This window comes from Xanthomonas campestris pv. campestris str. ATCC 33913, assembly GCF_000007145.1.
In the GTDB taxonomy this organism is placed as follows: domain Bacteria; phylum Pseudomonadota; class Gammaproteobacteria; order Xanthomonadales; family Xanthomonadaceae; genus Xanthomonas; species Xanthomonas campestris.
The window spans coordinates 1,816,299-1,837,779 of record NC_003902.1 but is presented as its reverse complement, the minus strand read 5'-3'; the positions used below and the strand labels follow the sequence as shown (position 1 = coordinate 1,837,779).

The following is a 21,481-nucleotide window of genomic DNA, read 5'->3' as shown; positions in this document are numbered from 1 at the left end:
GCCCCGCGCCCGTGTGCTGGCTCAGTTGCCGAAGGCGGCCTGCATGCGCGCCAGGTCCGGCTGCGCGATGACGCCACGTTCGGTGACGATGGCATCGATCAGATGGCCCGGGGTGACATCGAACACCGGATTCCAGGCATGGATGCCGTCGGCCACGGTGCGCACGCCGCCCACGCCGAACAATTCGCCCGGATCGCGCTGTTCGATCTCGATCTGGTCGCCATCGGCGGTGGCCATGTCCACCGTGGACGACGGCGCCACCACCATGAACTTGACGCCGTGGTGGCGGGCGGCGATCGCCAGCTGGTAGCTGCCGATCTTGTTGGCGGTGTCGCCATTGGCGCAGATGCGGTCGGCGCCGACGATCACCCACTGCACCAGGCCCGATTTCATCAAGTGCGAGGCGGCCGAATCGGCGATCAGGGTGGCATCGATGCCATCCTGCTGCAGCTCCCACACCGTCAGGCGCGCGCCCTGCAGCCAGGGCCGGGTCTCGCCGGCAAAGACCTTGCTGATGCGCTGCTGCGCCATGCCGGCACGGATCACGCCCAGCGCGGTGCCGAAGCCGGCGGTGGCCAGCGAGCCGGTGTTGCAGTGGGTCAGCACACCGCTGCCAGGAGCGATCAGGCCGGCGCCGAGCGCGCCCATATGGCGGTTGGCGGCCAGGTCCTCGTCGGCGATGGCCTGCGCCTCACGGGCCAGCACATCGCGCCAGTCCGGCCCTGCGGCGGCGAGCACGCGCCGCATGCGCATCAGCGCCCAGGCCAGGTTGACCGCGGTCGGGCGCGCGGCATTGAGCCGCAACAGCGCCGGTTCCAGCTTCTGCAATGCCTCGCTGCCGCTGTCGGCGGCGATCTCGCGCGCTGCCAGCACCACGCCCCAGCCGGCCGCAATGCCGATCGCAGGCGCGCCGCGCACGGCCAGCGAATGGATGGCCTCGGCCACCGCATCGCTGCTGTCGCAACGCACGTGCTCCACCACGAAGGGCAGCTTGCGCTGGTCGAGCAATTCCAGGGCATCACCGGTCCACAGCAGCGGACGGATGTGGTCGTAGCGGGCGTAATCGATATGGGCGCTGTCGTTCATGCCGCCATTGTAAGGCGCGTGCGCCGGGCAGTCAGTGGACGGGCCCGTCAGTCGACGATGAACTCGGCCCGGCAGCCGTCGTTGACCCACACGCCATCGCGGCTCCAGCCCCAGGTCTGCCCTTCCACGCACGGCGAGCCGGATATCTGCTTGCGCAGGCGCACGCTGCGCTCCACCGACACCCCGCACATGCGGCGCGAGCGGCTCTTGGATTCACAGGTAAGCGTGCGCGGCATGTCGACGAAGCCGGAGCCATCCTCGGCGCCCACTTCGAATTCGCCATCGCACCCACGCGAGACCCAGATTTCATTGCGGCGGGTGCCCCAGCTGCGGCCTTCCTTGCACGGCCACACCGAGCGTTGGCGCAACAGGCGCACCGGCGCGCCGCGCAGGATCACCGGGCACGCCACCTTGCTGCCATTGGAATCACAGCGCACCACACGGCGCATCTGCGGGGCGGTCAGCACGCGGGCCGAGGCGAATTCCGCACGACAGCCCTGCTCCACCCACACGCCATCGCGTTCGATATCCCACTCGCTGCCGCGAATGCAGCTGGTCTCGGACAGTTGGCGCACCAGTTGCACGCCGTGTTCGGTGTCCATGTCGCAATGCACGCGCGCCATGTCCTTGGATTCGCAACGCACCACGCCGGAGCCACGCTCCGCCGCCTGCACATCGGCCAGCATCAGCAGCGGCAAGCCCCACAAACCGCATAAGCCGATCAGCCACTTCATGCTGAAAATCCTCACCCGAAACGATCAACGCCGCGCCCCCGTGGACGTGACGATGAGAGCACCATCGATGTGAAGAAAGCAATACGACGCCGATGACAGTGCGGTGGCGGCTCAGGCGTGCGCGAACGCAAATGCCAGCACATCGGCAATCTGCGTGGTTCCGCGCATGGCCATCAACAGGCGGTCCACGCCGACCGCCACGCCCGCGCAATCGGGCAGCTGCGGCAATGCCTGCAGCAGGCGCTCATCCAACGGCAACGGTGGCAGGCCACGCGCCGCACGCCGTTGGTTGTCGCGTTCGAAGCGCATGCGTTGCTCGTGTGCGTCGTTCAATTCGTGATAGCCATTGGCCACTTCATACGCGCCCAGGTACAGCTCGAAGCGTTCGGCTACCGGCGGGGTGTCGTTGCGAATACGTGCCAGCGCGCATTGGCTGGCCGGCCAGTCGTGCACCACGGTCAGCGTGTCGCGCGCAAAGCCTGGCTGGATGTGGTGGGTCATCAGCAGATCCAGCCAATCGTCGCGGGTCAGCCCGTCGGCAGCGATCGCCACATCGGCCAGTGGCGCGCGTAATACGTCCAGTGGCGCCAGCAAGGGGTCGATTCCCAGGTGGTGCAAAAACAGTTCGCGATACGTGAGCACGTTGACCGACGCGCTGCGCCCGACCAGCGCCAAGGCCCGTTCGATCAGCGCGATGGTTTCATTCGCCAGCGCGCGATGATCCCAGCCCACCCGGTACCACTCGAGCATGCTGAACTCGGGATTGTGGCGGCCACCGGCTTCGCCGTTGCGAAACACGCGCCCCAGCTCATAGCAATCGCCGACGCCGGCGGCGAGCAACCGCTTGAGCGGATACTCAGGCGAGGTCCGAAGCCAGCGCGTGGGCGCACCCGCATCGACATGGCCACTGAAGCGGGTGCTGAAACTCTCGATGTTCGGCTCGGTATTGCCTGCCGCCGAGAGCACCGGGGTTTCCACTTCCAGCACGGCGCGCTCGGCGAAAAACCCGCGAATCAGGGCATTCAGGCGCGCGCGCAGGCGCAACGCCTCCAGGTCCACCGGCAGTTCGCCGGGCAGCGTGCTCATACCGCTTGACCGTGCTCACTCAGGAACGCCAGCAGCCGCGCTTCATCCCAGATCTCCACGCCCAGGCTCTGCGCCTTGTCCAGCTTGGAGCCGGCTTCTTCGCCCGCCACCAGGAATGCGGTTTTCTTGGAGACGCTACCGGCCACCTTGGCGCCCAGCGATTCCAGGCGCTGCTTGGCGGCATCGCGCGTCAGCGCGGCCAGCGTGCCGGTGATGACCACGGTCTGGCCGTCCAGCGGCCCGGCCTGCACCGCATCGGCCTGCGGCAATTGCGCCAGCAACGCGTCCATGGCGCGTTGCGCGGCCGTTGCCAGTGCCGCGTTTTCCGGACGCGCCAACCACTGCTGCAGCGAGGCGATCACAGGTGCCGGCACACCGGCTTGCAGCAACGGGTCGGCCTCGGAGGCGATCAACGCATCGAAGGAGGCGGTTGCAGCGGCCAGTTGCTGCGCACGCACCGGGGTGACCTTGGGAATATCCAGGTCTTCGAGCAGCACCGCAAAACTCAGCGCGCCGCGCAGCTTGGGCGACGGCGGATGCGCATCGCCGATGCGCACACCACGCTGCAGCAGGTCATCGATCGCCTGCTGGTTCCCGGCCTGGTCGAAGAAATGCCCGAGCGAGCGCGCCACTTCACCGCCGATGTCCGGCACGCGCTTGAACAGCGGCCAGGGCAGATGACGGATCACATCCAGCTCCCCAAACCACGCCGACAACGCCTTGGCCGTGCTCTCGCCCACATGCTCGATGCCCAGCGCAAACAGGAAGCGCTCCAGCGTGGTGTCGCGCGAGGTCTCGATCGCCTCGATCAGGTTTTCGGCCCACTTGGTGGCGATTTTCTTGCGATTCCAGTCGAATGCCGGCAGGCCCGCGCGCAACAGATCGGCCTGCCAGGTCTGCGGCGCCGGCTGCACGCCGGCAAGATCCACACCGATGCCGACCATGGTTTGCTCGACCTGCGCATACGCACCGGCAGCCAGGTGCTCGCGTGCTTCACGCAAGAACGCATGCGGGCTGTCGGCGGTGCTGATCAAACGCAGCTGCAGCAGCTGGTCGACATTGAGCAGATACAGGTCGGCCACACCCTGCACCACGCCACTGTCGACCAGCACTTCAATGAATTTTTCGCCCAGCCCGTCCACGTCCATCGCGCGCCGCGACACAAAATGGCGGAAGGCTTCCTTGCGCTGCGCCGGGCACGTGAGCTCGCCCGAACAGCGCCACACCGCCTGGCCTTCTTCGCGCACGATCTCCGAGCCGCACACCGGGCATTGGGTCGGCATCTGCCAAGCGTGGGTGCCGGCAGGGCGCTGCTCGGCGACCACACCGGCCACCTCCGGAATCACATCGCCGGCGCGTCGCACGATCACCGTGTCGCCCACGCGCACATCCAGGCGCGCGATCTGATCGGCGTTGTGCAAGGTCGCGTTGGTCACCACCACACCGGCGACGTGCACCGGCTTCAAACGTGCCACCGGCGTTGCCGCACCGGTGCGGCCGATCTGGATTTCGATCGCCTCCACCGTGGTGGATTGCTCCTGGGCCGGGAACTTGTGCGCCAGCGCCCAGCGCGGTGCGCGCGAGACAAAGCCCATCTCGCGCTGGCCAGCCAGATCGTCCAGCTTGTACACCACGCCATCGATATCGAATGGCAGGCCGTCGCGTGCTTCACCGATGCGTCGGTAGTACGTCAGCAAGCCCTCGCTGCCCTGCACCACCTCTACCAGCTGGCTGACCGGGAATCCCCATTCGCGCAGCTGCGCCAACATCGTCGAGTGAGTCGGCGGCAACGCACCGTCCGCGACCTCGCCCACGCCGTAGGCAAAAAAACTCAACGGCCGTTGCGCGGTGATGCGTGCATCGAGCTGGCGCAACGAACCGGCCGCACCATTGCGCGGATTAGCCAGCACCTTGCCGCCCTGCAGGCGCATCTGCGCGTTGTAGGCCTCGAACGCGGCACGCGGCATGTAGACCTCGCCACGCACCTCCAGCACCTCGGGCCAGCCCGTGCCACGCAGGCGCAGCGGAATGGCCTTGACGGTGCGCAGATTGGCGCTCACATCCTCGCCGGTGGCGCCATCGCCGCGGGTGGCGCCCTGCACGAATTCGCCCTGTTCGTAGCGCAGGCTGATGGCCAGGCCGTCGAGCTTGGGTTCGGCGCAAAAGACCGGCTGCTTGCGCTCCAACCGTTCGCTGATGCGGCGCACGAACTCGGCCACTTCCTCGTCGCTGAAGGCATTGCCCAGAGACAACATCGGCAACACATGCCGCACTTCGGCAAACCGCGACGCGGCCAGGTAGCCCACGCGCTGGGTCGGCGAATCGGCAGTGGCCAGCTCCGGATGCGCCGCTTCCAGTGCCTCCAGCTCGCGCAGCAGCCGGTCGTACTCGACATCGGCGATCTGCGGCTCGTCGAGCACGTGATAGCGGTAGTTGGCGTCTTCGATGCGCTGACGCAGGGCATCGATGCGCTGTGCGGGATCCGGGCTGGCAGTCATGCGATCGCAGAAAGGATGCTGGGCCGCCCATTCTAACGGCCGCCGCCGATGCCGGACGTGGTGCAGGCAGACCGCTGCAGAGCACCGTCCGTCGGAAGCGGACGCGGCAGGGTGATTCCCGATAGGCAGACGGTCGCAAAACCGCTAGCGTTGCGCCCTCTTCGCCCAACCCCTCCGGAGCTCCCCGTGTCGTTGCCCGTCTCGCGCCGTTCCTTCCTCAGCCTTGCCACGTCCGGCCTGGCGGTGTCCGCCCTGGGGCTGACGCCTGCGGCAGAGGCGGCCCGCAAGCGCGCTGCCGCACCTGCAGCGCCGAGCGTGGCGCTTGCGGCCGGCACGGTGTACCTCAACTTCAACGAGCATCCCACCGGGCTGTCGCCGGCTGCACTGGATGCGGCAAGCCGCTCGCTGGCGCGCTCGGGCCGCTATCTGTTCGAAATGGAACAGGACCTGCGCAACCTGATGGCCGGCGAACTGCAGCTGCCGCACGACCACCTTGCGTTCTTTCCCGGCTCCAGCGACCCGCTCAACCGCGCCGGCACCTTGTTCACGTCACCGCGCGCCGGCTTGGTCATGGCCGACCCGACCTTCGAAGCACTGGCCGACCTGGCCGCCGCGCAAGGCGTGCCGGTCCGCAAAGTGCCGCTGCGTGCCGACGGCGCGCATGACGTCAAGGCCATGGCCAAGGCCGACCCGAGCGCCGGGCTGATCTATCTGTGCAACCCCAACAACCCGACCGGCTCGATTACCCCGCGCGCGGAGATCGAATGGCTGCTCGCCAACAAACCCGCCAGCGCCGTGCTGGTGGTGGACGAAGCCTACATCCACTACAGCACCGAGCCATCGGTGGCCGATCTGGTGCGCCAGCGCCAGGACCTGATCGTGTTGCGCACGTTTTCCAAGCTCTACGGCATGGCCGGCATGCGGCTGGGTGCCGCACTCGCCCCCCCGGGTCTGCTGACCAAGCTGGCCAGCCTGGGTGGCAACCCGCTGCCCGTCCCGGCGATGGCCGCGGGCATTGCCAGCCTGCGCGATCCGATGCTGGTGCCCAGCCGCCGCGCCGACAACGCCCGTGTCCGCGACGACACCATCGCCTGGCTGAAATCCAAGGGCTACACCTGCCTGCCATCGCAGGCCAATTGCTTCATGGTCGACGTCAAGCGCGACGGCAAGGTGTTCGCCGACTCGATGCAGAAGCAGGGCGTCATCGTCGGCCGCAGCTGGCCGATCTGGCCCAAGCGGGTGCGTGTCACCGTGGGCAGCGAGGCAGAAATGCTGCGCTTCCGCGAGGCGTTTGCTAAAGCGAAGCGTTGAGCACTAAGCACTGAGTGGCAATCCCTTCTCCCCTCGGGAGAAGGTGCCCCGCAGGGGCGGATGAGGGTGCGAGCGAAGCCTCGTGCCGCCCAGCCGCGCCAGGGCTTCGCCCCGTACCCTCAGCCCAACCCCTCTCCCGCAGGAGAGGGGCTTTGATTCCCTCTCCTGCGGGAGAGGGGAATCACCAGCGCGGCGACTTGGTCAGCGGCGGGGCCTGATGCTGGCGGTCGTAAGCACGCAGTTCGTCGCGGATATGCGCAACGCGCTGGCGACCCAAGGCGTTGCGGCTGTCGTCCAGCACCACGCCGTCGAGCAGTTCGGCCATGCGTTGCACGGTGGGCAACATCTTTTCCCAGGCATCGAGCGCGGTCATCGGTGCCGGCAAGGTCAGGAAGAAGGCGATCGCCGGCGTCTGCATCTCGCGGATGTTGGCCATGTCGAAGCTGCCCGGCTTGAGAATGCTGGCCATGCTGAAGATCGGGCCGCGCTCGGGATGCCCTTCCACCAAGCGGTGAAAGACATTCATGTGGCCAAACACCAGGCCGGTCTTTTCGGCGGCAACCACCACGTCTTCACCACGCAGCACCTGGCCGGCCTTGGCCGCCACGAACAGCGACACGATCTTGTCGAAATCCTGATTCGGACGCTTGCCGACATCGTTGCCGCCAGCGCCGTCCTGGTCATCGAGTTCCAGTTCGCTCTGCTCGGCGCCGGTGTCGCTGCGCTCGAAGGGCATGCCGTCCGCGTCCACACCGCTGGAAATGACCGGCTCACGGCGTTCGCGCGGCTGGGTGTCGTCCTTGTCCACCCGTCGCCCCTGCGGCGATTTTTTCGGGCGGCCAAACAGGAAGATGGCCGCGACCAGCAGCAGTCCAGCGATCAGGATCCCGATCCGGATCATGGCCATGTCGGACATTCAGCGTGCCTCCGCGCAAGAGTGACAGGTGTAATCATTCCAGCAAGCATGGCACGTCATGCCGCGCCCGCCAAACGTGCGGCCTCTTCCAGGTCCACGCTCACCAGGCGACTGACGCCGGGTTCGCGCATGGTCACGCCGGAGAGCTGACGCGCTGCTTCCATGGTCGCCTTGTTGTGGCTGACGAACAGGAACTGCACCTTCTCGCTCATCTCCTTGACCATGTTGGCCAGGCGGCCGACGTTGGCCTCGTCCAGCGGTGCGTCCACCTCATCGAGCAGGCAGAACGGCGCCGGGTTGAGCTGGAAGATCGCAAATACCAGCGCCACCGCGGTCATCGCCTTTTCGCCACCGGACAGCAGCGAAATGCTCGACACGCGCTTGCCCGGCGGGCGCGCCATGATGGTCACGCCGGTGTCGAGCAGATCTTCGCCGGTGAGCTCCAGATACGCGTGCCCACCGCCGAACAAGCGCGGATACAAGGCCTGCACACCCGAGTTGACGCGGTCGAAAGTGTCCTTGAAGCGGCCACGGGTTTCGCGGTCGATCTTGCGGATCGCTTCTTCGAGCGTTTCCAGTGCGGTCGTCAGGTCCACGTTCTGCGCGTCCAGATACTCGGAACGCTGAGCGGCTTCGCCGTATTCCTGGATCGCGGCCAGGTTGACCGGCTCCAGCCGGCGCATGCGGGCATCGATCTGCCCCACCGCCGCGTCCCACTCGGCCGGGTTGGCGGCCTCCTCCAACCCATTGACCACGTCTTCGAGCACGAAGCCGGCCTTGACCACCGCGGCGGCCAGTTGTTCGGCGTTGAGCACCAGCGCCTGCTGGTCGAGCTTGCGCTGGGAGATGCGCTCGCGCTGCGCCAGAGCCTGCTCGTCGCGCTGCTGGCGGGTCTGTTCGAAGCTGCGCAGTTCGCCGTCGATGCTGTCCAGCATGGTGCGCGCCTCGCCGAGCACGCGCTCGGTGCGCACGCGCTCGCTCAAGGCTGCCTGATGTTCGTGTTCAAGCGTTTCGACCGGAGAATCGCCTTCGCTCAGCTGCGCCACCAGATCTTCCAGGCGCGTGTCGAGCTGGCCACGCTGGCTGTCCATGCGCTCCAGGGTCTGGCTCAGCGAGGTGATCTGGGTGCGCTGGGATTCCAGCGTGAGTGCCAAGGCGTGCATCGCATCGCGTACGCCGCGCGCGGCATCGCGGGCCTGGTCGCGTGCATCGGTAAGCTGGCGGCGTTCGCTTTCCAGCGCTTCGCGGGTGCCTTGCAGGTCGCCCATGCGCACCACCGCGTCCTCGAGTTTGGCGCGCGCTTCGCGGGCCTGCTCGCGGCTGGTGTCCAGGGTTTCCAGCAACTGCCCTAATTCGGCCTCGATCCGCTCGATGCGCCCACGTGCCGCGTCCACCTTGCCCTGCTGGCTCTGCAGCTGGCCGGCCAGTTCGGACACGCTGCGGTGCGCCATGTACAGCTGGCGCTGCGCGTCTTCGCGCTGTTGTTCGGCGGCCAGCAGTTGCTCGCGGAAGCTGGCCAGTTGTTCTTCCAGGTCGCCCTCCCGCTCCTGCAGCGTGTCGATCTGCGAGCGCAGCTCCTGGATCTCGCGCTCGCGCAGCAACGCGCCCTGCTTGGCCGCGCCGGAGCGCGACACGCGCACCCAGCCCTCGCCCAGCCGCTCGCCGCTGCGGGTGATCACCGAATCGCCGTCCGGCAGGTTGCACTGCAGGCTGCGCGCGGCATCCAGGTCTTCGGCGGCATGCAGGCGCGCCAGCAAGCGGCGGATCGCAATCGGCCCCTGCACCTTGGCGGCAAGCGAGGTCGGCGCGAACTGCACGTTGTCGGTAGCCGACGACACCAGCGCGATGCGCCCGTCGCCCAACTCACCCAGCGCGTCGACCAGTTGTTCCGGCGCCTCCACCAGCACGCCTTCGATCAGCTGGCCCAACGCGCCTTCCACCGCGTTTTCCCAGCCGCTTTCCACGCTGATGCGCTCGCCCACACGCACGGCCGAATCCAGCCCGCGCGCCTTGAGCCAGGCCACGGCGGCGCCCTGCTCCTGACCCAGCGCTGCCTGCTGCAGCGTTTCCAATGACGACAGCCGGCCGCGTGCGGCCTGCGCCTGCTTGCGGACTTCGGCCAGTTCGCCCTGGCTGGCGCGTTGCTGTTCCTGCAAGCCACCCAGCGCGTGCTTGCGCGCTTCGACCTGCTCGGTCAGCCCGTCCAGCGAGGCCTTTTGCGTTTCATGCCGCAGTTCGATCTGTTCGAACGCTTCGGCTAACGCATCCAGATCCAGCCCGGCGCGTTCGTTGACCAGCGCCTCGCGGCGACGGTCGGCTTCCAGCGATTGCCGGTCCAGATAATCGACGCGGGTGCGCTCCACTTCGCCGGCGCGCGAGGCTTCGCCGGTGTCGCGGTTATGGGTTTCCCAGCGCTGCTGCCAGTCGGCCAGGCGGGCTTCGGCCTCGCGCAGTGCGTCCTGGCGGAATTCGTGATCTTCGCGCAATTGCTCCAGCTGCGGTTCGGCATCGGCCACCGCCTCGCGCAACACCGCCAGCTTGGCGGAGTCGCCGCTGATGTGCTGGGTGAGCTCCTGCAGCTGGCTCTGCGCTTCGTCGCGCGCCTTGTGCAGGCGATGCGAGAGTTCGCGCTGGTGCTGGATCTGCTGCTCGATACGCGCCAGTGCGCCACCGACCTGGTAGACATCGGCCTGCGCCTTGGCCACCGCTTCGGCGGCCTCTTCGCGGCGCACACGGCCGGTTTCGATGCGCGCTTCGGCATCGCGCTGCTCGGCGATCAACTGCTGCAGGCGGGTTTCTTCCTGATTCAACTTTTCACGCAGGCCTTGCAGCCGGCCATCCAGGCCGCGGTATTCCAGCGCCTTCCACTCCGCATCCTTGATGCGGCGTTCTTCCTGTAACGCCTGGTACTGCTCGGCCTGCCGCGCCTGGCGCTGCAGATGCGCCAGCTGCTTGGTGATTTCCTCGCGCAGGTCACCCAGGCGATCGAGGTTTTCGCGCGTATGGCGGATGCGCGTTTCGGTTTCCTTGCGGCGTTCCTTGTACTTGGAAATGCCGGCGGCTTCTTCCAAGTAGACGCGCAGATCTTCCGGGCGCGCCTCGATGATCTGGCTGATCATGCCCTGCTCGATGATCGAGTAGCTGCGTGGCCCCAGACCAGTGCCCAGGAACAGGTCGGTGATGTCGCGGCGCCGGCACTTGGTGCCGTTGAGGTAATAGGCGCTGGTGCCGTCGCGGCTGACCAGGCGCTTGACCGAGATCTCGTTGAACGAGGCGAACTCGCCGGAGATGGTGTGATCGGAGTTATCGAAGATCAGCTCCACCGTCGCCTGCGACACCGGCTTGCGCGCCGAGGAGCCGGAGAAGATCACGTCGGTCAGCGAGTCGCCGCGCAGACGGCTGGCCGAGCTTTCGCCCATCACCCAGCGCACCGCATCGATGATGTTGGACTTGCCGCAGCCATTGGGGCCGACGATGCCGGTCATGTTGGTGGGCAGGTGCAACGTGGTCGGGTCGACGAACGACTTGAAACCGGACAGCTTGATCGTGGAAAGACGCATGGACGCTAGAGATCTCGGTCAACGGCGCAACAGGCGCCGTCGGGACGGGTTTGCGAGGGCTTCGCCCCTGGCTGGCAAGGCGCCGGCGGCAGTACACGAAGCGAACGATTGATGGCGAGTATAGCCGGGCAGGCACGGCCGGCATGGCCGCCGCGCAGGCCATGGCGGCCGGCGCGGTTCAGGACCGGCGCGGCCGGCGGCCACGCACCGGCAGGCCCGCAAGTTGTTGCAGCGCGGCCCGCAGTGCGGCGCGGAACACTGCCGCATGCTGCAATGCGGGAAATTCCTGGTAGCGCACCGCCAACCGCGGCACCGTTGCCAGGCGCTCGGCCAGGCGTGCGGCGGCATCTGCGGGCGCGCCGGCAATGGCCTCCAACAAGGCGGCACGGTGTGGATCCTGCCGGGCATGCGGATCGATGTACCCTGCCCGTTCGGCACCGCCGAGAAACAGCCACAGGCGCATGGCGCGCGCCGGCCCCCTCACGGCTGAAACGTTGCTCCGGATCGCCCAGCAACGCTCCCTGCGACCACCACAGCGACGGGCTCGCGGCCGCGTATTCGGCGAACGGCCGACGCCCGGAGTAGAGCGCGTGCAGCACGAACAGCCCGGCCAACGAATGCCCCCAGAGTGCCTGCCGCTCACGGTCCAGCGGCACACGCCGCGTCAGCGCGGGCATGGCCTGCCCTGCCAACACCTCCAGCAGCGCGTCGGCGCCGCCGCCCACCGGCCCGGGTGGCGCCGTGGGCGCGGCCAGGAACGGATGGTCCGCTGGCTGGAACGTGTAGTCATGCGCACGCCTGGGCAGATCCACCAGCAGGTCGTTGTCGGGCCCAACGAACACCAGTACCCACGGTGTCGGCGCAGCGGCCAGGCCCTGCAGCCATGTGTGATCGAACTGCGCCAGCGCCCGGTTACCGTCCAGCATCCACAACGCCGGGAATCCGCGCCGCGGCGGCCGGGTCCGCGGAATGCCGATGCGCATGCGCCAGCGGCCGCCGTGACCGTCACCGACCTCGAACGTTTCGAAGCGGTAGAACGGCGAGCGCGCATCGAGTACCGAACGGCCAAGCCGTGCCGATGGCCGACCACCGCGCGGCCGCGTTCCGGAGACAGCGTATCGATGCGACCGCATGCATTGCGCCTCGAATCCTGCAAGGAACGCCGAGCCTGCAACGCAGCACGCCACGCGGCAAGCACAGGCGTCGCACCGGTTTGGTCGCGAATCAGAAAGGTGCGCCTGCGCCTGGTCTGTTCAACACGTAGTAGACAAGCTTGGTCGCATCGTCGATGCAGCACGCAACGCGGCAAGGTCAAGCGTCACGCCGGTTTGGCCGCGAATCAGACAGGTCCGCCTGCGCCTGGCCTGTTCAACGCGTCAGCAGACAAGCCTGATCGCACCGTTGATGCAACTAGCGCCCATCACCGCCTTGCGCTGTCTATTTTCCGCCCATAAAAAAAGGGCGCCGTGAGGCGCCCTTCTTGATGCAGACACGTATCGCAATCAGGCGTCGGATTCGACGATGACCTTGACGGTGGTTTCCACATCGGCGTGCAGGTGCAGCACAACGTCGTACTCGCCGACATTGCGGAATGCGCCTTCGCCCAGGATCACTTCGCTCTTTTCCAGCGGCAGGCCGGCGGCGGTGAACGCCTCGGCGATGTCGCGCGGGCCGACCGAACCGTACAGCTTGCCTTCCGTCGACGCATGCGCGCCGATGGTGACGCTGGCGCCTTCGAACTTGGTGGCGCGGCTCTGTGCATCGGCCAGGATGGTGTTGGCCTTGGCTTCGTACTCGGCGCGCTTGGTTTCGAACGCTTCAACGTTCGCAGCGGTGGCCGGCACGGCCTTGCCCTGCGGCACGAGGAAGTTGCGGCCGTAGCCCGGCTTGACGCTGACCTTGTCGCCCAGGTTGCCCAGGTTGGTCACTTTCTGCAGAAGAATCAGATCCATGGTGGTGCTCCGTTATTCGTTAGCGCCGGCCTGTGGCCGCCGCAACGGGTGCTGTCCGAATAGGAGAAGCCGGGAATCGGGATTGGGGAATCGGGAATCGTAAGAACCCCGACCAACACCGCACACACGAACTACCGGCTTCTATCAATTTATCAACCCGCACATGGATGTGCGGGCCTTTGTGAAGGACTCACATCAGACCGTGCGGGCCTTTGTGAGCGACTCACACAGAAAAACCGTGTGGGCCTTGCGAAAGGAGCCGCGCCAGTGGCGGGCTCCTACGCAGCACTACTTAGACGTCGTGATTGTCCGTGTACGGGATCAGCGCCAGGAAACGCGAGCGCTTGACGGCCGTTGCCAGCTGACGCTGGTACTTGGACTTGGTACCGGTCACGCGGCTCGGCACGATCTTGCCGTTCTCGGTGAGGTACTGACGCAGGGTGTTGAGATCCTTGTAGTCGATCTCTTTGACGCCCTCGGCGGTGAACTTGCAGAACTTGCGACGACGGAAGAACTTGGACATGACAGCGCTCCTTAAGCGGCTTCGGCGTTGTCGCCGTCGGTATCGGTGGCGGCAGGTGCAGCATCGCCTTCCTCGTCGTCACGACGACGACGCTCGCTACGCTCGGGCTTGTCGCCCTTCTCGTCCTTGCTCTTCATGATCAGCGACTGCTCGGTATCCGGGCCATCGCGCTTGATCACCAGGTGACGCAGCACCGCATCGTTGAAGCGGAAGCTTTCCACCAGCTCGCTCAGCACGGCCTGGTCGACTTCGATGTTGAGCAGCACGTAGTGCGCCTTCACCAGGTTCTGGATCGGGTAGGCCAGCTGACGACGGCCCCAGTCTTCCAGACGGTGGATGGTGCCGTTACCGCCCTCGATCAGCGACTTGTAGCGCTCGATCATGGCCGGGACCTGCTCGCTCTGGTCCGGATGGACCAGGAACACGACTTCGTAATGACGACTCATGTTGTTTTACCTTTCGGATGTGGCCACGTGGGCCGGACAGCTCCCCGGGAACCCGCACAAGGCGGACGGTGGAGCAAGGGTTTCCCGCCCAAACGGGCAGGAAGCCGAAAATTATGGCAGTTCAAGCGCTTAGCCGCAACCGGGCCATCCCAACAGCCAAGCCAACGAGTGCGGCGACTGCTTAAGCCCCTCTCCCGCCGGGAGAGGGGTTGGGGTGAGGGTACGGGGCAAAGCCACTCGTGTCGTTCAGCCACGCGAGGCTTCGCCCGTACCCTCATCCGCCCCTTTGGGGCACCTTCTCCCGGTGGGAGAAGGAAACACGCCGGCGCCGCTTGGCTCAAGTCGCGCTCAGCGATGCTCGGCTTCGGTAGTGAAGCTTTCCCCGCAGCCGCACTCGGCCGTGGCATTGGGGTTGCTGAAGGTGAAGGTCTCGCTCAGGCCGTGCTTGCCGAAGTCGATGCAGGTGCCATCCACCAGTGGCAGGCTGGTCGGGTCGACAAAGATGCTGACCCCGCCCTGCTCGAATACCGCGTCGTCGTCACGCTTTTCGCGCGCCAGGTCGGTGATGTGGCCCCAGCCGGAGCAGCCGGTCTTGGTCACGCCAAAGCGCAGCCCCAGCGCACCCGGGGTCTGCTGCACGAAACGCTGCACGCGCTCCAGCGCGGCGGGGGTGAGGCTGATGGTCATACGGGCACTCCAACACAATAGCGGCAAGTATAGAGGCCGACCGGCGCGATCGGCATGCAGGCCAGATGGGGCCAGCGTTGCCCGTAGACAAGCGCGGCGCGCCTGCGCCTGTTCAGGTGCTCGCGCCGGCGCGGTCGCAGCCAGTAAACTCGCAGGTCACTCCAAGGTCGCTACGGCGAGGAATAGTCATGACGGTGGTCAGCGTTGAACATGCGCTTGCGGGGAAGATCCCGGAAGGCGGCGAAGTTACGGTACGCGGGTGGGTGCGCACGCTGCGCGGGTCTGCCGGACTGGCCTTCATCAACGTCACCGATGGCTCCTGCTTCGCGCCGATCCAGGTCGTGGCCACCGACACGCTGCCGAATTTCGACGAGATCAAGCGGCTGACCAGTGGCTGTTCGCTGATCGCCAAGGGCGTGCTGGTGAAGTCGCAAGGCAAGGGGCAATCGTTCGAGATCCAGGCCAGCGGCGTGGAGATCGTCGGCTGGGTCGAAGACCCGCTGACCTACCCGATCCAGCCCAAGCCGATGTCGCCGGAGTTCCTGCGCGAAGTGGCGCATCTGCGTCCGCGCACCAACCTGTTCGGCGCGGTCACGCGGATCCGCAACTGCCTGGCGCAGGCGGTGCACCGCTTCTTCCACCAGAACGGCTTCAACTGGATCAGCACGCCGATCATCACCACCTCCGACGCCGAAGGCGCCGGGCAGATGTTCCGCGTCTCCTCGCTGGACATGGTGAACCTGCCGCGCACCGCGCAGGGCGAGGTGGATTTCAGCCGCGACTTCTTCGGCAAGGAAACCTTCCTGACCGTGTCCGGCCAGCTCAACGTGGAGGCCTACTGCCTGGCACTGAGCAAGGTCTACACCTTCGGGCCGACCTTCCGCGCCGAAAACAGCCACACCACCCGCCATCTGGCCGAGTTCTGGATGATCGAGCCGGAAATCGCCTTCGCCGATCTGGCCGAAGACGCGCGCCTGGCCGAGCAGTTCCTCAAGTACCTGTTCCGCGCGGTGCTGGACGAACGTGGCGACGATCTGGCCTTCCTGGCCGAGCGCGTGGACAAGAACGCCATCAGCAAGCTGGAAGCCTTCATCAATGCCCCGTTCGAGCAGATCGACTACACCGAGGCGGTGAAGCTGCTGCAGAACTCCGGAAAGAAGTTCGACTTCCCGGTCGAATGGGGCCTGGACCTGCAGACCGAGCACGAGCGTTGGTTGACCGAAGAACACATCGGCCGCCCGGTGGTGGTGACCAACTATCCCGAGCACATCAAGGCGTTCTACATGCGCCTGAACGATGACGGCAAAACCGTTGCGGCGATGGACGTGCTGGCGCCGGGCATCGGCGAGATCATCGGCGGCAGCCAGCGCGAAGAGCGCCTGGACGTGCTCGACGCGCGCATGGCGCAGTTCGGTCTGGATAAGGAGCACTACAGCTGGTACCGCGACTTCCGCCGGTATGGCTCGGTGCCGCATGCCGGCTTCGGCTTGGGGTTCGAGCGCCTGGTGGTTTACGTGTGCGGCTTGAGCAATATCCGCGACGCGATCCCCTACCCGCGCGCGCCGGGCAGCGCGGAGTTCTGATGTGAGCCTGTTGGCCGCCTCCACGCTGCAGGTGCTGGCCTTCGTGCTGGCATTGCTGGCGGCCGGCATCGCCGGCATGCGGGGCGTACGACTGGCGCGGCAGTCAGCCATGCAACTGGATTCCGCTGCATGGTGGCAAAGCGAGCCCGCACGCAAGGCGATCAGCCACGCAGTGCGCCCGCTGTGGTGGACCATTGCTGCGCTGCTGGTTGGCGCAGTCCTTCCCAAGCTGGCCTTGCTGATGGCGGACACATGACCCTGTTCTTCGCGCTATGTTTCGTGGGTGTTGCGGTCGCCGGGCTCACCGCCCTGCTGATCTTCTGGCCACTCACCCTGGTGCACCTGCGCGACCGCCACCCGGATGCGCTGGACAGCTTCGGCGAGCCGGCCTTCATCAGTCCCACCGCGTGGCGCTGGTTGTTGGCGCGCCGCTACCGCAGCTACCGCGACAGTGCGCTGTCCGGTCTGGCCACACCCGCCTGGCTCTCGCTGCTGACCATTTTCTTCGGCCTGGGCATGGCGGCCCTGCTCGGGCTGCTTTCCAAGGTACTGGCATGAACATCATCGACATCGACGCAGCGCACAGCTCTGGCAGCCACGATCAGTGGTGGCTGGCCACCATCGGCCGCACCCTGATCTGGGCGCGCCTGCGCATCAAGGAAGCCGGCACTGCCGAAGTGATGGACAGCGATGGCAAGACGTTGGCCTACGACAGTGAGGACACCGCACGCGCGGCCTTGTTCGATGCCGAATTCGTGGCACTGGACGGGCTGGACGAAGAAGACGCGCTGATGCGCGGCTTTTCGCTGCATGAGGTGTCGCCACCGCGCGGCGACAGCGATGCCGACCTGCGTGAGCGCATGGTGGTGACGATGGGCGGCCGCGCCTGAGATGTACGCACCGCGCGCGTTCGCACAGACCGATCTGGCGTTGCTGGACGGCCTGATCGCGCATGACCCGTTCGTCACCTTGATCACGCCGGGCGAGACTGGGCAACCAGTCATCTCGCATCTGCCGGTGATCTATCGGCGCGATGCGGAGGCGATCGTCATCGAAGGGCATTGGGCCCGCCCCAATCCGCAGGCGCGCCATCATGGCGATGCAGTGATGCTCGTGCACGGCCCGCATGCCTATGTGTCGCCCACCTGGTATCCGGACAAGGAAGCCGCCGCACGCGTACCCACCTGGAACTACGCGGTGGCGCATCTGCATGGCCAGTGCAGCGTGGTCGAGGACGAGGCGGCGGTCGGCGACTTGATCGGGCGCATGAGCGCGCAGTTCGAACACAGCATCGGCAGCGACTGGCTGTTCGAGATGAACCGCGACAGCCATCGGCGCCAGCTGCGCGGACTGGTGGCATTCCGCTTCGTGCCCAGCCGCATCGAACTCACCTTCAAGCTCAGTCAGAACCACCCGGTGGCCAATGTGCGTGCCGTCAGCGCTGCGCTGTCCGCCCAGGCCTCGGCCGAGACGCAGGCGGTGGCCGCGCTGATGCGCGATGCACTGCAGGCGCGCAGTAGCCATGACTGAGCAGCGCCGCCAGCGTGGCGTTCCTGCACCACGGCTTTACGCCACTGCGGTGGCACCTACGCTCTCTTCCCCACGTTCTGGAATACTGCGCGCATGAACGAGCTCAACCATTTGCTTGAAAACAACCGCGCCTGGGCCGATCGCATCAATCGCGAAGACCCGGAATTCTTTGCCAAGCTGTCCACCCAGCAATCCCCGGAATATCTGTGGATCGGCTGTTCGGATTCACGCGTTCCGGCCAACCAGATCATCGACATGGCGCCGGGCGAAGTGTTCGTCCACCGCAACATCGCCAATGTGGTGGTGCATACCGATCTGAATTGCCTGTCGGTGATCCAGTTCGCGGTGGACGTCCTCAAGGTCAAGCACATTTTGGTCGTCGGCCACTACGGCTGCGGCGGCGTGTTTGCCAGCCTGACCCAGAAGCGCATGGGCCTGGTGGACAACTGGATCCGCCACGTCACCGATGTGGCCGACAAGCACGAGGCCTGCCTGCATCAGGCCGGCGACCTCTCGGTGCAGCACGCACGCCTGTGCGAGCTCAATGTGCTGGAACAGGTAGTCAACGTCTGCCGCACCACCATCGTGCGCGACGCCTGGGACCGCGGCCAGGACCTGCGCGTGCATGGCTGGGTCTACAGCCTGCGCGACGGGCGGGCGCACGATCTGCGCATGTCGGTCGATCGTGCGGACATCCTGCAAGAGCGCTACGACGCGGCGCTGGCGCAGATCCAGGCCGACCATAGCGAACGCTGAGCGCAGCCGGCTGCGCGGCACCCATCGGTGCCGCCGGTTGGCTATGCTGGGCGTCTTCTTCGCCAAGGAACGCCGATGCTGGTCCCGCCGATCAACCTGCACGCCTGGGTCGAGCAGCACCGCCACCTGCTCAAGCCGCCGGTAGGCAACAAGTGCATCCAGCAGGACGGCTTCATCATCATGATCGTCGGCGGGCCGAACGCGCGCACCGACTATCACTACGACGAAGGCCCGGAGTGGTTTTTCCAGCTCGAGGGCGAGATGGTGCTGAAGGTGCAGGACGACGGCACCGCACGCGACATCCCGATCCGTGCCGGCGAGATCTTTCTACTCCCGCCCAAGGTGCCGCATTCGCCGCAACGCGCCGCCGGATCGATCGGCCTGGTGATCGAGCGTGAGCGCCTGCCGCATGAGCAGGACGGCCTGCAGTGGTATTGCCCGCAGTGCAACCACAAACTGTATGAAGCGATGTTCCCGCTGGAAAATATCGAAACCGACTTCCCGCCGGTGTTCGATCATTTCTATCGCTCGCTCGCGCTGCGCACCTGCACGCAGTGCGGGCATGTGCACCCTGCGCCGGAACGCTATGCCGCCGTCGAGGCCTGAGCCGCGGGCCGTGGGGTGTACCCGCATCTGCCAACCACCTTGTTTCTGCTGACCTCCACGCCATGCTGCGCGCACTGATCGACCTCAAGCCGCGCGACGTGCCTTTGCGCGTTGCGCTGCGCAACACCGCCGCGGTGGTGTTGCCGCTGCTGATCGGCGTGGCGACGGGGCATGTTGCGGCCGGCCTGGCGGTGTGCAGCGGCGCGTTGAACACCATGTTTTCCGATCAGCCCGGCCCGTATCGGGCGCGCCTGCAGCGCATGCTGATGGCGGCGCTGGCTGCCGGCGGCGCCGCGCTGCTGGGCATCTGGGTCGGCCATAACACCCCCGCCCTGGTGCTCGCCGGGCTGCTGCTCGGCCTGGGCGGCGGCCTGCTGGTCGCATTGGGCCCGGTGGCGGCGCGGGTGGGCCTGACCAGCATGATCCTGTTGGTGGTCAGCGCCGACATGCGCCTGCCAGTAGCGCAGGCGCCAGGCGTTGCGCTGCTGATCTTTGCCGGCGGCGTGCTGCAGGTCCTGCTGGCGCTGGCTGCATGGCCCCTGCAGCGTTACCGGCCCGAGCGCTTTGCATTGGCAGAGCTGATGCGGCAGCTGGCCAGCATTGCGCGGCAACGCCCGGAAGCCAGCGCGCCGCCGCCGGCCACGCAGGAAGTGCTCGATGCCATGGTCATGCTGCATGGCGAGCACCGTTCGCGCGCAATCGCGGTGCAGAGCTTCCGCATCATTGCCGAGCTGTGCGACCGCGTGCGCCTGGAGCTGCTGTCGCTGGCCGATGCCGACACCCGCCTGGGCCAGTCGCAGGCGCGGCCGGCGATCGAACGCGTGCTTGAACGCAGCGCCATCGTGCTGGAACAACTTGCCCATGCGATGACCGTGGGGGAAGACCCCGCCGCCGCCACGGCCTCGATGACCGACTTCGACGACCTGGTGGCGGCGCTGGCGCAGTTCCAGCACGACAACGCCGATACCCGCGAGCGCCGCCTGGTGCGCGTGGCGGTGGCGCGCGCGCAAGGCCTCGGCGGCCAGCTGCGCGCCCTGGTCCGCAATGCGCACTGGGCCAGCAGCCGCGGCGAGATCCAGGCGCAGCTGGCCGAAGCGCGGCTGCCTGCGGCGCTGCGCCCGGCCGCCACCTGGGCCACGCTGCGGGCGAACCTGGACCTGTCTTCGGTGGCGTTTCGTCATGCGTTGCGCTGCGGCGTGTGCCTGGCGCTGGCGATCGCCTTCCAGCGCTGGCAGCAGATTCCGCACGGCTTCTGGATCCCGATGACCACCGCGATCGTGCTCAAGCCGGATTTCGGCGGCACCTTCAGCTTTGGCGCCTTGCGGGTCGCCGGCACCTTCATCGGCTTGTTGCTGGCCACACTGCTTGCGCATCTGGCAATGGACGGTGCCGGCATCCGCCTCAGCCTGTTGGCGCTGTTTTGCCTGGGATTTCGCCTGTTGACGCAGGTCAACTACGGCATCGGCGTGGCGTTTCTGACCGGCATGCTGGTGCTGCTGCTGTCGTTCGAAGGGGTGTCGCCGGGCGAGGCAGTCGGTGCGCGTCTGCAGGCCACCGTGGCCGGCAGCGCACTGGCGCTGATCGCCTACGCGCTGTGGCCCACGCGCGAACGCCGGCAGATCCGCGCCTCGCTGGCGCAATTGCTCGATGCCTACCGCGCGCACCTGCGCAACCTGCTGCTCGGCCAGCTGGATGCCTTGAGCGACAGCCGCGCTGCCGCGCGGGTAGCGCGCACCAATACCCAGGCCTCGATCGAACGGCTGCGCGGAGAACCCCGCAGCCGGCGCAACCTGGACGAGCTCAAGCGCGCCGAATCACTGCTGGCCAATGGCAACCGCTTGATCCGCGCCACGCTGTCACTGGAAGCGGTGCTGCGCGATGGCCACCCGCTGCCGGCACTGAATGGATTGCCTGCGTTCGCAGAGCAGGCCGATCAGGCCCTGGCCGAGTTGAGCGCCTGCCTGCGCGAAGGACGCGTGCCGGCGCCGGCCACGTTGCGCACCGCCGAGCGCGGGGTGTCCGATGCGCTGGCGGCGCTGCCCGATGGCCTGCCCGCAGCGGCGGCGCTGGCCGACACCATCGACCGTATCACCGACAGCATCGGCACCCTGACCCACCTGTTGCGCCCCGCCCGCCGCGCCACTGCCGAAGCCCAGGCCGTGCATGACGGCGCACAGGGCGCCGGCAGGTAAACTGCGGCATTGACC

The 21,481-nt window shown here is 66.7% G+C and carries 20 protein-coding genes and 1 pseudogene; 9 read left to right on the top strand and 12 right to left on the bottom strand.

Translation table 11 applies throughout. The features are described from left to right. Nucleotides 1-21: 21 nt before the first annotated feature. The 4 genes from mtnA to ligA form a co-directional block, all read right to left on the bottom strand. Entirely contained in the window at nucleotides 22-1,086 is a 1,065-nt protein-coding gene (mtnA, locus tag XCC_RS08215) for an S-methyl-5-thioribose-1-phosphate isomerase (protein ID WP_011036755.1), read from the bottom strand. A 47-nt stretch (nucleotides 1,087-1,133) separates the two neighbouring features. Beyond that, nucleotides 1,134-1,820 carry a DUF3011 domain-containing protein gene (locus tag XCC_RS08210; RefSeq protein WP_012438660.1) on the bottom strand — a complete coding sequence of 229 codons (687 nt, stop codon included), beginning with the start codon at nucleotides 1,818-1,820 and terminating at the stop codon, nucleotides 1,134-1,136. A 111-nt stretch (nucleotides 1,821-1,931) separates the two neighbouring features. After that, complete coding sequence (gene epmA, locus XCC_RS08205) at nucleotides 1,932-2,906, bottom strand: EF-P lysine aminoacylase EpmA (RefSeq protein WP_011036753.1); 975 nt, start codon at nucleotides 2,904-2,906, stop codon at nucleotides 1,932-1,934. Further along, on the bottom strand, nucleotides 2,903-5,404 hold the full coding sequence (gene ligA, locus XCC_RS08200; protein WP_011036752.1) for an NAD-dependent DNA ligase LigA: 2,502 nt from the start codon (nucleotides 5,402-5,404) through the stop codon (nucleotides 2,903-2,905). The genes epmA and ligA overlap by 4 nt, the downstream gene beginning before the upstream one ends. Before the next feature lie 186 nt (nucleotides 5,405-5,590). Between ligA and XCC_RS08195 the strand changes: the two genes are divergently transcribed. Continuing rightward, complete coding sequence (locus tag XCC_RS08195) at nucleotides 5,591-6,715, top strand: pyridoxal phosphate-dependent aminotransferase (RefSeq protein WP_014507402.1); 1,125 nt, start codon at nucleotides 5,591-5,593, stop codon at nucleotides 6,713-6,715. A 181-nt stretch (nucleotides 6,716-6,896) separates the two neighbouring features. On the opposite strand, the gene zipA is transcribed toward XCC_RS08195, so the two are convergent. From zipA to XCC_RS08160, 8 genes and pseudogenes are all read right to left on the bottom strand, one after another. Continuing rightward, nucleotides 6,897-7,631, bottom strand: a complete 735-nt coding sequence (gene zipA / locus XCC_RS08190) for a cell division protein ZipA (protein WP_011036750.1) — start codon at nucleotides 7,629-7,631, stop codon at nucleotides 6,897-6,899. A 56-nt stretch (nucleotides 7,632-7,687) separates the two neighbouring features. Continuing rightward, the gene (smc, locus tag XCC_RS08185; protein ID WP_011036749.1) at nucleotides 7,688-11,191 is read right to left on the bottom strand and encodes a chromosome segregation protein SMC; all 3,504 of its coding nucleotides are present in this window, start codon (nucleotides 11,189-11,191) and stop codon (nucleotides 7,688-7,690) included. A 178-nt stretch (nucleotides 11,192-11,369) separates the two neighbouring features. Beyond that, a complete protein-coding gene (locus XCC_RS22395; RefSeq protein WP_225443929.1) occupies nucleotides 11,370-11,654 on the bottom strand; it encodes a hypothetical protein in 285 nt (94 codons plus the stop codon). A 94-nt stretch (nucleotides 11,655-11,748) separates the two neighbouring features. After that, nucleotides 11,749-12,117: pseudogene (locus XCC_RS22390) on the bottom strand (alpha/beta hydrolase); the annotation flags it as partial. A gap of 576 nt (nucleotides 12,118-12,693) precedes the next feature. Then, the gene (gene rplI / locus XCC_RS08175) at nucleotides 12,694-13,143 is read right to left on the bottom strand and encodes a 50S ribosomal protein L9 (protein ID WP_005991240.1); all 450 of its coding nucleotides are present in this window, start codon (nucleotides 13,141-13,143) and stop codon (nucleotides 12,694-12,696) included. A 292-nt stretch (nucleotides 13,144-13,435) separates the two neighbouring features. Beyond that, nucleotides 13,436-13,666 (bottom strand): 30S ribosomal protein S18, encoded by a 231-nt coding sequence (rpsR, locus tag XCC_RS08170; protein WP_005991243.1) that lies wholly within the window; start codon nucleotides 13,664-13,666, stop codon nucleotides 13,436-13,438. An 11-nt stretch (nucleotides 13,667-13,677) separates the two neighbouring features. Next, entirely contained in the window at nucleotides 13,678-14,112 is a 435-nt protein-coding gene (rpsF, locus tag XCC_RS08165) for a 30S ribosomal protein S6 (protein ID WP_011036747.1), read from the bottom strand. Nucleotides 14,113-14,460: 348 nt separating this feature from the next. Further along, nucleotides 14,461-14,799: a HesB/IscA family protein gene (locus tag XCC_RS08160; RefSeq protein ID WP_014507399.1), complete on the bottom strand. Its 339-nt coding sequence runs from the start codon at nucleotides 14,797-14,799 to the stop codon at nucleotides 14,461-14,463. A 188-nt stretch (nucleotides 14,800-14,987) separates the two neighbouring features. On the opposite strand from XCC_RS08160, the gene asnS reads away from it, so the two are divergent. The 8 genes from asnS to XCC_RS08120 all read left to right on the top strand — a co-directional run bounded on the left by asnS (nucleotide 14,988) and on the right by XCC_RS08120 (nucleotide 21,466). Next, the gene (gene asnS / locus XCC_RS08155) at nucleotides 14,988-16,382 is read left to right on the top strand and encodes an asparagine--tRNA ligase (RefSeq protein WP_011036745.1); all 1,395 of its coding nucleotides are present in this window, start codon (nucleotides 14,988-14,990) and stop codon (nucleotides 16,380-16,382) included. A 1-nt stretch (nucleotide 16,383) separates the two neighbouring features. After that, a complete protein-coding gene (locus XCC_RS08150; RefSeq protein WP_012438668.1) occupies nucleotides 16,384-16,638 on the top strand; it encodes a hypothetical protein in 255 nt (84 codons plus the stop codon). Next, nucleotides 16,635-16,940: a hypothetical protein gene (locus XCC_RS08145; RefSeq protein WP_011036743.1), complete on the top strand. Its 306-nt coding sequence runs from the start codon at nucleotides 16,635-16,637 to the stop codon at nucleotides 16,938-16,940. Before XCC_RS08150 ends, XCC_RS08145 begins: the two co-directional genes overlap by 4 nt. After that, the gene (locus tag XCC_RS08140) at nucleotides 16,937-17,272 is read left to right on the top strand and encodes a hypothetical protein (protein ID WP_011036742.1); all 336 of its coding nucleotides are present in this window, start codon (nucleotides 16,937-16,939) and stop codon (nucleotides 17,270-17,272) included. Before XCC_RS08145 ends, XCC_RS08140 begins: the two co-directional genes overlap by 4 nt. A gap of 1 nt (nucleotide 17,273) precedes the next feature. After that, the gene (locus XCC_RS08135) at nucleotides 17,274-17,912 is read left to right on the top strand and encodes an FMN-binding negative transcriptional regulator (protein ID WP_011036741.1); all 639 of its coding nucleotides are present in this window, start codon (nucleotides 17,274-17,276) and stop codon (nucleotides 17,910-17,912) included. A gap of 93 nt (nucleotides 17,913-18,005) precedes the next feature. Beyond that, entirely contained in the window at nucleotides 18,006-18,668 is a 663-nt protein-coding gene (can, locus tag XCC_RS08130) for a carbonate dehydratase (RefSeq protein ID WP_011036740.1), read from the top strand. A gap of 75 nt (nucleotides 18,669-18,743) precedes the next feature. Next, nucleotides 18,744-19,274, top strand: coding sequence for a 3-hydroxyanthranilate 3,4-dioxygenase (locus tag XCC_RS08125; RefSeq protein WP_011036739.1), 531 nt, complete (start codon nucleotides 18,744-18,746; stop codon nucleotides 19,272-19,274). 62 nt (nucleotides 19,275-19,336) lie between these two features. Then, nucleotides 19,337-21,466, top strand: a complete 2,130-nt coding sequence (locus tag XCC_RS08120) for an FUSC family protein (protein WP_011036738.1) — start codon at nucleotides 19,337-19,339, stop codon at nucleotides 21,464-21,466. Nucleotides 21,467-21,481: the final 15 nt, after the last annotated feature.